General features: G+C 68.7%; 8 protein-coding genes. 7 read left to right on the forward strand and 1 reads right to left on the reverse strand.

What is annotated here, in order from left to right:
* Nucleotides 1–73 precede the first annotated feature (73 nt).
* Complete coding sequence (locus B9H04_RS11665) at nucleotides 74–454, forward strand: DUF7522 family protein (RefSeq protein WP_049931261.1); 381 nt, start codon at nucleotides 74–76, stop codon at nucleotides 452–454.
* A gap of 54 nt (nucleotides 455–508) precedes the next feature.
* Here B9H04_RS11665 and B9H04_RS11670 read toward each other — a convergent pair whose 3' ends face one another.
* On the reverse strand, nucleotides 509–868 hold the full coding sequence (locus B9H04_RS11670) for a response regulator (RefSeq protein WP_049931259.1): 360 nt from the start codon (nucleotides 866–868) through the stop codon (nucleotides 509–511).
* Nucleotides 869–1,044: 176 nt separating this feature from the next.
* Between B9H04_RS11670 and B9H04_RS11675 the strand changes: the two genes are divergently transcribed.
* The 6 genes from B9H04_RS11675 (at nucleotide 1,045) to B9H04_RS11700 (ending at nucleotide 5,675) form a co-directional block, all read left to right on the forward strand.
* Nucleotides 1,045–2,076: a phosphate signaling complex PhoU family protein gene (locus B9H04_RS11675; RefSeq protein WP_049931258.1), complete on the forward strand. Its 1,032-nt coding sequence runs from the start codon at nucleotides 1,045–1,047 to the stop codon at nucleotides 2,074–2,076.
* A gap of 100 nt (nucleotides 2,077–2,176) precedes the next feature.
* Nucleotides 2,177–2,359 (forward strand): DUF7525 family protein, encoded by a 183-nt coding sequence (locus B9H04_RS11680; protein ID WP_049931257.1) that lies wholly within the window; start codon nucleotides 2,177–2,179, stop codon nucleotides 2,357–2,359.
* Between the two features lie 80 nt (nucleotides 2,360–2,439).
* Entirely contained in the window at nucleotides 2,440–2,667 is a 228-nt protein-coding gene (locus B9H04_RS11685) for a DUF7123 family protein (RefSeq protein ID WP_004598402.1), read from the forward strand.
* A 96-nt stretch (nucleotides 2,668–2,763) separates the two neighbouring features.
* A complete protein-coding gene (locus B9H04_RS11690; RefSeq protein ID WP_085682727.1) occupies nucleotides 2,764–3,195 on the forward strand; it encodes a CoxG family protein in 432 nt (143 codons plus the stop codon).
* Entirely contained in the window at nucleotides 3,192–3,998 is an 807-nt protein-coding gene (locus B9H04_RS11695) for a nitrilase-related carbon-nitrogen hydrolase (protein ID WP_085682728.1), read from the forward strand. Before B9H04_RS11690 ends, B9H04_RS11695 begins: the two co-directional genes overlap by 4 nt.
* 636 nt (nucleotides 3,999–4,634) lie before the next feature.
* A complete protein-coding gene (locus B9H04_RS11700) occupies nucleotides 4,635–5,675 on the forward strand; it encodes a presenilin family intramembrane aspartyl protease PSH (protein ID WP_049931254.1) in 1,041 nt (346 codons plus the stop codon).
* Nucleotides 5,676–6,000: the final 325 nt, after the last annotated feature.

Below are 6,000 nucleotides of genomic sequence, written 5' to 3' on the forward strand. Positions count from 1 at the left end.
GCCTTCGCCGGCGCCGCGTCCGTGGGTGCCGCGACCACCCACACTCATGTATGTGAACACTGATCATGTGTGTATGTCTCAGCCCTCGGACGCACGCGTCGACGAACTGCTCAGCGCCGCTCGCACGGCGACGGGCGACGAACTGCGGAGCCTCACTTACTTCACGCACGACGACATCGACCAGCTGTACCTCCGCAGCGACCTGAGCCAGACCGCCGATCTCGTCGGCTTCGCCGAGAACGAGCGACAGGGGTTCCACGCGCAGTCGATGTACGCGGACACCCAACTCGGCGACTACCGGTTCACGGTTCGCGTGTTCGTGAACGGCTACCTCACGCGCGTGATCGCGAACGACCACGGCGTCTGGGCGACCACCGACTCGATGGAGATAGACCGGTTCGAGGAACTCGCGAGCGCGCTCGCAGCGATCCTCCGCTCGTTCGACCCCGCCTGACCGTCCCCGCGGGAGCACACTTCTCCTCGTCGAGACTCGACTCCGAAAGGGCGTTTACCCGAGGTGGCTCTCGAACTCGCCGACCAGTTCCGCAGCGTCGACCGGCTTCGTCACGTAGCCGTCGGCGCCCGCCTTCACCGCCTCCATCATCTTCTCCTGTTGGTCGACGCTCGTACACATCACGATCACCGCGTCGGGCCACCGGTCTTTGATCGCCGTGGTCGCCTCGATCCCGGTCATCTCCGGCATCACGACGTCCATGGACACCGCGTCCGGCTCGTACGCCTCGAACAGCTCGACCGCCTCAGCGCCGTTTTCCGCCTCGTCGACGACCTCGAACCGGTCTTCCAGCGCGTCGCGGACGACGGTCCGCTGGAAGGAGGAGTCGTCGACGACGAGTACCCGCTCGGTCATACCATCTCTCCCTTCCTGACCGACATAAACGCGCGGATCGAACGCGCTGTTGCGCGGCCGACGGACGCGGTCGACATCCGTCGGCCTTCGGCCCGGCTCGATCACCTTGTATATTCGATGCTGCGTATAATGAACATGGGAACAAGGTTAAGGTCTATCCCGCGATACGGTGGCGTATGGAAACGCGGAAGGTCCAACGGTTGGGGCCGTCGACGCTGGCGATGACCCTTCCGGCCGAGTGGGCGCAGGAACACGGCGTGAACAAAGGCGACGAGGTGTCGCTCCGAATGGGTGGGAAGGGGACCCTCACGGTGCTTCCCGAGTCTGTGAGCTCCGAGGAGTCCGAGGCGGTGATCAACGCCGACGCGCTCGACGCGCGCTCGCTCGAACGCGCGATCGTCGCGCAGTACGTGCTGGGGCGGCGCGTGATCCACGTCCGCAGCGAGGGCGCGCTCGACAGCGAACACATCAACGCCGTCTACAAGGCGGAGACCCAGCTGATGGGGCTCGGCGTCATCGAGGAGACGCCCGAGGACATCTCGATCCGCTGCTCCGTCGACCCCGAGGACTTCACCCTCGACAACCTCCTCGAACGGCTGGAGAACACCGGCTCGACCATGCGCGGCGAGGGCGTGAAGGCGCTCGCGCACGGCAACCCCGACCTCGCGCAGCGCGCGCTCAACCGCGAGCGGCAGGCGAACAAGATCTTCGTCCTCCTGTTGCGGCTCATCTTCACCGCCTACCAGAACCCGAACCTCGCGCGCGCCGTGGGCTTGGAAGAGGGGTTCCCGCTCATCGGCTACCGCTCCGTCGCGAAGAACCTCGAACTCACCGCCGACAACGCGGAGGACATCGCCGAGATCGTGATGGAGGCCGACGGGCACACCCTCGACGTCGACAGCGCGACGATGCGGCAGATCCGCGAGTTCACCGATCAGGTGGACGAGCTGACCGCGCTCGCGGTCCGCGCCGTCGTCGAGCGCGACTACGACCTCACCGTCGAGTGCCGCGACCTGTTCTCGCGGCTGGAGGACCGCGAACAGGAGATCCTCGACGAGCTGCCGAACGACCTGGACAACGAGACGCTGCTCATGACCCGCGAGGTGCTCGTCAGTCTCCAGCACACCGCCGAGTACGCCATGCGGAACGCCGAGATCGCCGCGAATCTCGCCCTCAACGAGGCGTCCGAACACGTCGAGATAATCTGAGGCGGGCGTGGCGCCCGCGTCACGGCTGCCTCCGGTGACTACCAGCCGTCGGCGTCACGCGGTTCGTATGAACTAAGTGGCCCCCCGCGAAGCGGTTCGTATGAGCGAGGCTTCCATCGAATCGGACAAAGAGGTCGGCGTCGCGCTCGCGCTCGGCGCCGTCGCGGCCGTCAGCGCCGTGGTGATGCTAGCGTACCCGGGGCAGCTCGGGAAAGCGTGGGGGTTCGCGGGCGCGTTCGTCTTCGCGACGCTCGCCGTCGGCGCGGTTCAGTTGTTCAGCTGACCGGGCGCTCCCCGCCGTCGACCGGCCGTCCGGTTCCAGAACGAGAAACCGTTAATAGCGTCAGACGCGTAGACGGGACAATGAGCGAGTACACCGAGGAGGAACAGCGGATCCTCGCGTACCTCACGGACAGCGTCACCCGTGGTGAGCGGTACGTTCGCTCGAAGACGATCGCCGACGCGATCGGACTCACCGCGAAACAGGTCGGTTCGCGGCTCCCCCGCCTCGCCGAGAAGTCGGACGACGTCGACATCGAGAAGTGGGGTCGCGCCAAGTCGACGACCTGGCGCGTGACGCCCGACGGGTGAGGCTCGCGCCGGCGATCCCCCGGCGCCCCGCCCCGTCCTTCGCGGTCGACTCCGTCGACGCGCAATTTTAACACCCGTAGCCCTAAACGGAGACGTATGACCGTTCGAGTCTCCCGGACGTTCGAGTTCGACGCGCCGCCAGCCGACGTGTGGGCGTTCATCTCGGACGCGGAGCAGCGCGCGGGCGCCATCAGCGTGGTCGACTCCTTCGAAGTTCACGACGACCGAACCGCGACCTGGCACGTCGCGCTCCCGATACCGATGATCCGCCCGACGATCGACGTCGAGACGGAGGAGGTCGCGCGCGACCCGCCGAACCGAGTGAAGTTCGTCGGGAAGTCGCGGGCGTTCCGCGTGACCGGAGAACACGAGATCACCGAGACCGACGACGGCGGCTGTCGGCTCGCCAACGAGTTCGTCGTCGACGGGAGCCTCCCGGGCGTCGAGTCCTTCTTCAAGCGCAACTTCGACGCCGAACTGGACAACTTGGAGGACGCGCTCCGGGCCTCGCTCGCCTCGCCGGCATGAGGCTCGCCGGCGTCCAGCTGGCGGTCGAGGGCGGCGACGTCGAGGCGAACGTCGCGCGGGCGCTCGACCGCGTCCGGGGGGCCGCCGCCGAGGGCGCGGACCTCGTCGTCCTCCCTGAGCTGTTCGACGTCGGGTACTTCGCGTTCGACTCGTACGGCCGCGCCGCGGAGAGCCTCGCCGGCGACCGCCTCGCCCGGTTCGCGGCCGCGGCCGACGCGAACGACGTGGCCGTGCTCGCCGGCACGGTCGTCGAGGACCTGTCGGCGTCGGCCGCGGACGGGTTGGCGGTCCCGGCCGAGTCCGGGCTCGCGAACGCCGCGGTGCTTTTCGACGCCGACGGCGAGCGCCGGCTCGTCTACCGGAAGCGGCACCTGTTCGGCTACGGCTCCGAGGAGACGGACCGGATGGTGCCCGGCGAGCGGACGCCGGTGGTCGACCTCGCGGGCGTCACGGTCGGGGTGACGACCTGCTACGACCTCCGATTCCCGGAGCAGTTCCGCGCGATGGCCGATCGGGGCGTCGAGTGCGTGCTGGTCCCGAGCGCGTGGCCGTATCCGCGGATCGAGCACTGGCGGACCCTCGGACGGGCGCGGGCCATCGAGAACCTGACGTACGTCGCCGCGGTCAACGGGAGCGGTCGGTTCGGTGACGACGAACTCTGCGGGCGGAGCGCGGTGTACGACCCGTGGGGGCCCGCGCTCGCGTCGGTCGGCGACGAACCGGGCGTCGTCACCGCCGCCGTGGACCCCGAGCGGGTCGCGACGGTCCGCGAGGAGTTCCCCGCGCTCCGCGACCGTCGCTGAGCCGGCTCGCGGCGCGTCGTCTCCCGCGACGAACGCCCCCTCGACCGGATCCGGATCTCACACATTTATACGCGTGAGGCACGTACCCTATTTTGCCGAAGACCGACGCTTTTCTCGTTGGAATTCGGCGTTAATCGATCCGCGCGCCCGTCCCGACCGCTCGGGCGGCGACGCCGACGACAGCCCGGGGGTCCGCTGTCCGGCCGCCGCCCGCCGCCTCTCGCCGCCGCCTCGCCTTTCGCCCATCGCTCCTCGACTCCTCCCCTTTCGCCCACCGCTCCTCGACTCATCTCCTTCCGTCGTCTCCAAGCCGTGAGCCTCCGCCACGGCTCATCGTCCGGTCCGCCAATGAAAATATCCGTGCTGATAACTCGGGCGATACGTTCTTACGTCGCTCGGCTGAGTAGGTAAATGCCGCGGACGAATCCGGCCGGCCCCATCCCGTTTCGGGCGGGCCGGCCGGCCACTCGCTTCCACCGTCCGTCGTCCGTCGGCTTGGGTTCGGGTCCACCCGCTCCCACACCGAGCCCGAACCCGTTTCTGTGCGCCGCCGATTCCTCGATAGCGGTCGGTACCGTCGGCGCCCGCGGCCCGAAGCGCAAGGACGAAACCCTCGGCCGACGAACCGACGGTCGAATGTTCCCCCGCGAGTACCGCGGCGTCGCCTTCGTGGTCGGGCTGTTCCTGGTCGTTCAGGTGGGCGCGCTGGCGCTGGTCCCGGAGTTCGCCGCGAGCGGTTATCAGGCGGTCGAGAACCCCGACAACCCCGCGAACAGCGTGCTGTACGTCGTCGCCATCGTCGCGATGACCGGAGTGATGCTGGCGGCGTTCCGGTACGACTTCGACGGGGCGATCCGGCTGCTGATCGTCGGCGTCTCGGCGTGGCTCTCGTGGTACGTGTTCTCCGCGCTCGTCCCGCCGCTCGCGGCGGCCGTCCCCGCGGTCGCGGTCGCAGTCGGCCTGCTCGTCCACCCCGAGTGGTACGTGATCGACACCGCGGGGGTGTTGATGGGCGCGGGCGCCGCCGGGCTGTTCGGTATCTCCTTCGGCCTGTTGCCCGCGCTGATCCTCCTCGCCGTCCTCGCCGTCTACGACGCGGTCTCCGTCTACGGCACCGAACACATGCTGTCGCTCGCGGAGGGCGTGATGGACCTGAACATCCCGGTCGTGCTGGTGATCCCGCTGTCGGTGTCGTACTCCCTGCTCGACGGAGAGGCGGCCAGCGACGAGGCCGCGGGGGTCGGCGCGGACGAGGAGGTCGATGCGGACAGCGAAACCGACGCGGAAGCGGAAGGCGATGTAGACGCGGCGGCTGACACGAGCCCGGACGCTGACGCGGCAGGCGAGGTTCCGGACTCGCCCGAGCCGGGCGACCGCGACGCCTTCTTCATCGGTCTCGGCGACGCCGTCATCCCGACGGTGCTGATCGCCAGCGCGGCGACGTTCTCACCGGCCGCGAACCTCGCCGTCCCCCTCCTCGGCGTCAACCTCCCCGCGCTGCTCGCGATGGTCGGGACCCTCGGCGGGCTGCTCGTCCTCATGCGGTGGGTGATTCGGGGGCGAGCGCACGCGGGGCTCCCGCTGTTGAACGGCGGCGCGATCGGTGGGTATCTGATCGGTTCGATCGCCGCCGGGGTCCCGCTCCTCGAAGCGCTGGGGCTCGCGACGTTCTTTTAATTCGGCTCGGGTGTAGCGGTTCGTCCGTCCGCGTGTACGCCCGAAACCTCGACTTCTCGGCCGTCTGTTGGCCTCGTCTATTAGCGCCTATCTGGGGTGACCACCGCCGGAGCCCCAGCCGCGGGGCGGGCAGACGCTCGCTGTCGTTCGAGACGCCGAAGGCGTCTCGTGACGACGAGAGAGCTTCGCTCTCTCGAACCACGCTCCTCGTCGCTCGCTTCACTCGCCCCTGCGGCGCTTGCGTCGCCTCTGCCCGCCCCACGACTGCCCCTTCGAGTCCCGCCCCGCGGCCGCCCCTCCCCGCGGTCTCTTCTCCACCTCTCAC

The organism is Halorubrum ezzemoulense DSM 17463, from assembly GCF_002114285.1.
GTDB classification, from domain to species: Archaea; Halobacteriota; Halobacteria; order Halobacteriales; family Haloferacaceae; genus Halorubrum; species Halorubrum ezzemoulense.

Excerpts from the sequence above, each read along its gene's own strand:
- B9H04_RS11700 (WP_049931254.1), top strand. The coding sequence starts at position 4,635 with ATGTTCCCCCGCGAGTACCGCGGCGTCGCCTTCGTGGTCGGGCTGTTC.
- B9H04_RS11685 (WP_004598402.1), top strand. The coding sequence starts at position 2,440 with ATGAGCGAGTACACCGAGGAGGAACAGCGGATCCTCGCGTACCTCACG.
- B9H04_RS11665 (WP_049931261.1), top strand. The coding sequence starts at position 74 with ATGTCTCAGCCCTCGGACGCACGCGTCGACGAACTGCTCAGCGCCGCT.
- B9H04_RS11675 (WP_049931258.1), top strand. The coding sequence starts at position 1,045 with ATGGAAACGCGGAAGGTCCAACGGTTGGGGCCGTCGACGCTGGCGATG.
- B9H04_RS11670 (WP_049931259.1), bottom strand. The coding sequence starts at position 868 with ATGACCGAGCGGGTACTCGTCGTCGACGACTCCTCCTTCCAGCGGACC.
- B9H04_RS11695 (WP_085682728.1), top strand. The coding sequence starts at position 3,192 with ATGAGGCTCGCCGGCGTCCAGCTGGCGGTCGAGGGCGGCGACGTCGAG.
- B9H04_RS11680 (WP_049931257.1), top strand. The coding sequence starts at position 2,177 with ATGAGCGAGGCTTCCATCGAATCGGACAAAGAGGTCGGCGTCGCGCTC.
- B9H04_RS11690 (WP_085682727.1), top strand. The coding sequence starts at position 2,764 with ATGACCGTTCGAGTCTCCCGGACGTTCGAGTTCGACGCGCCGCCAGCC.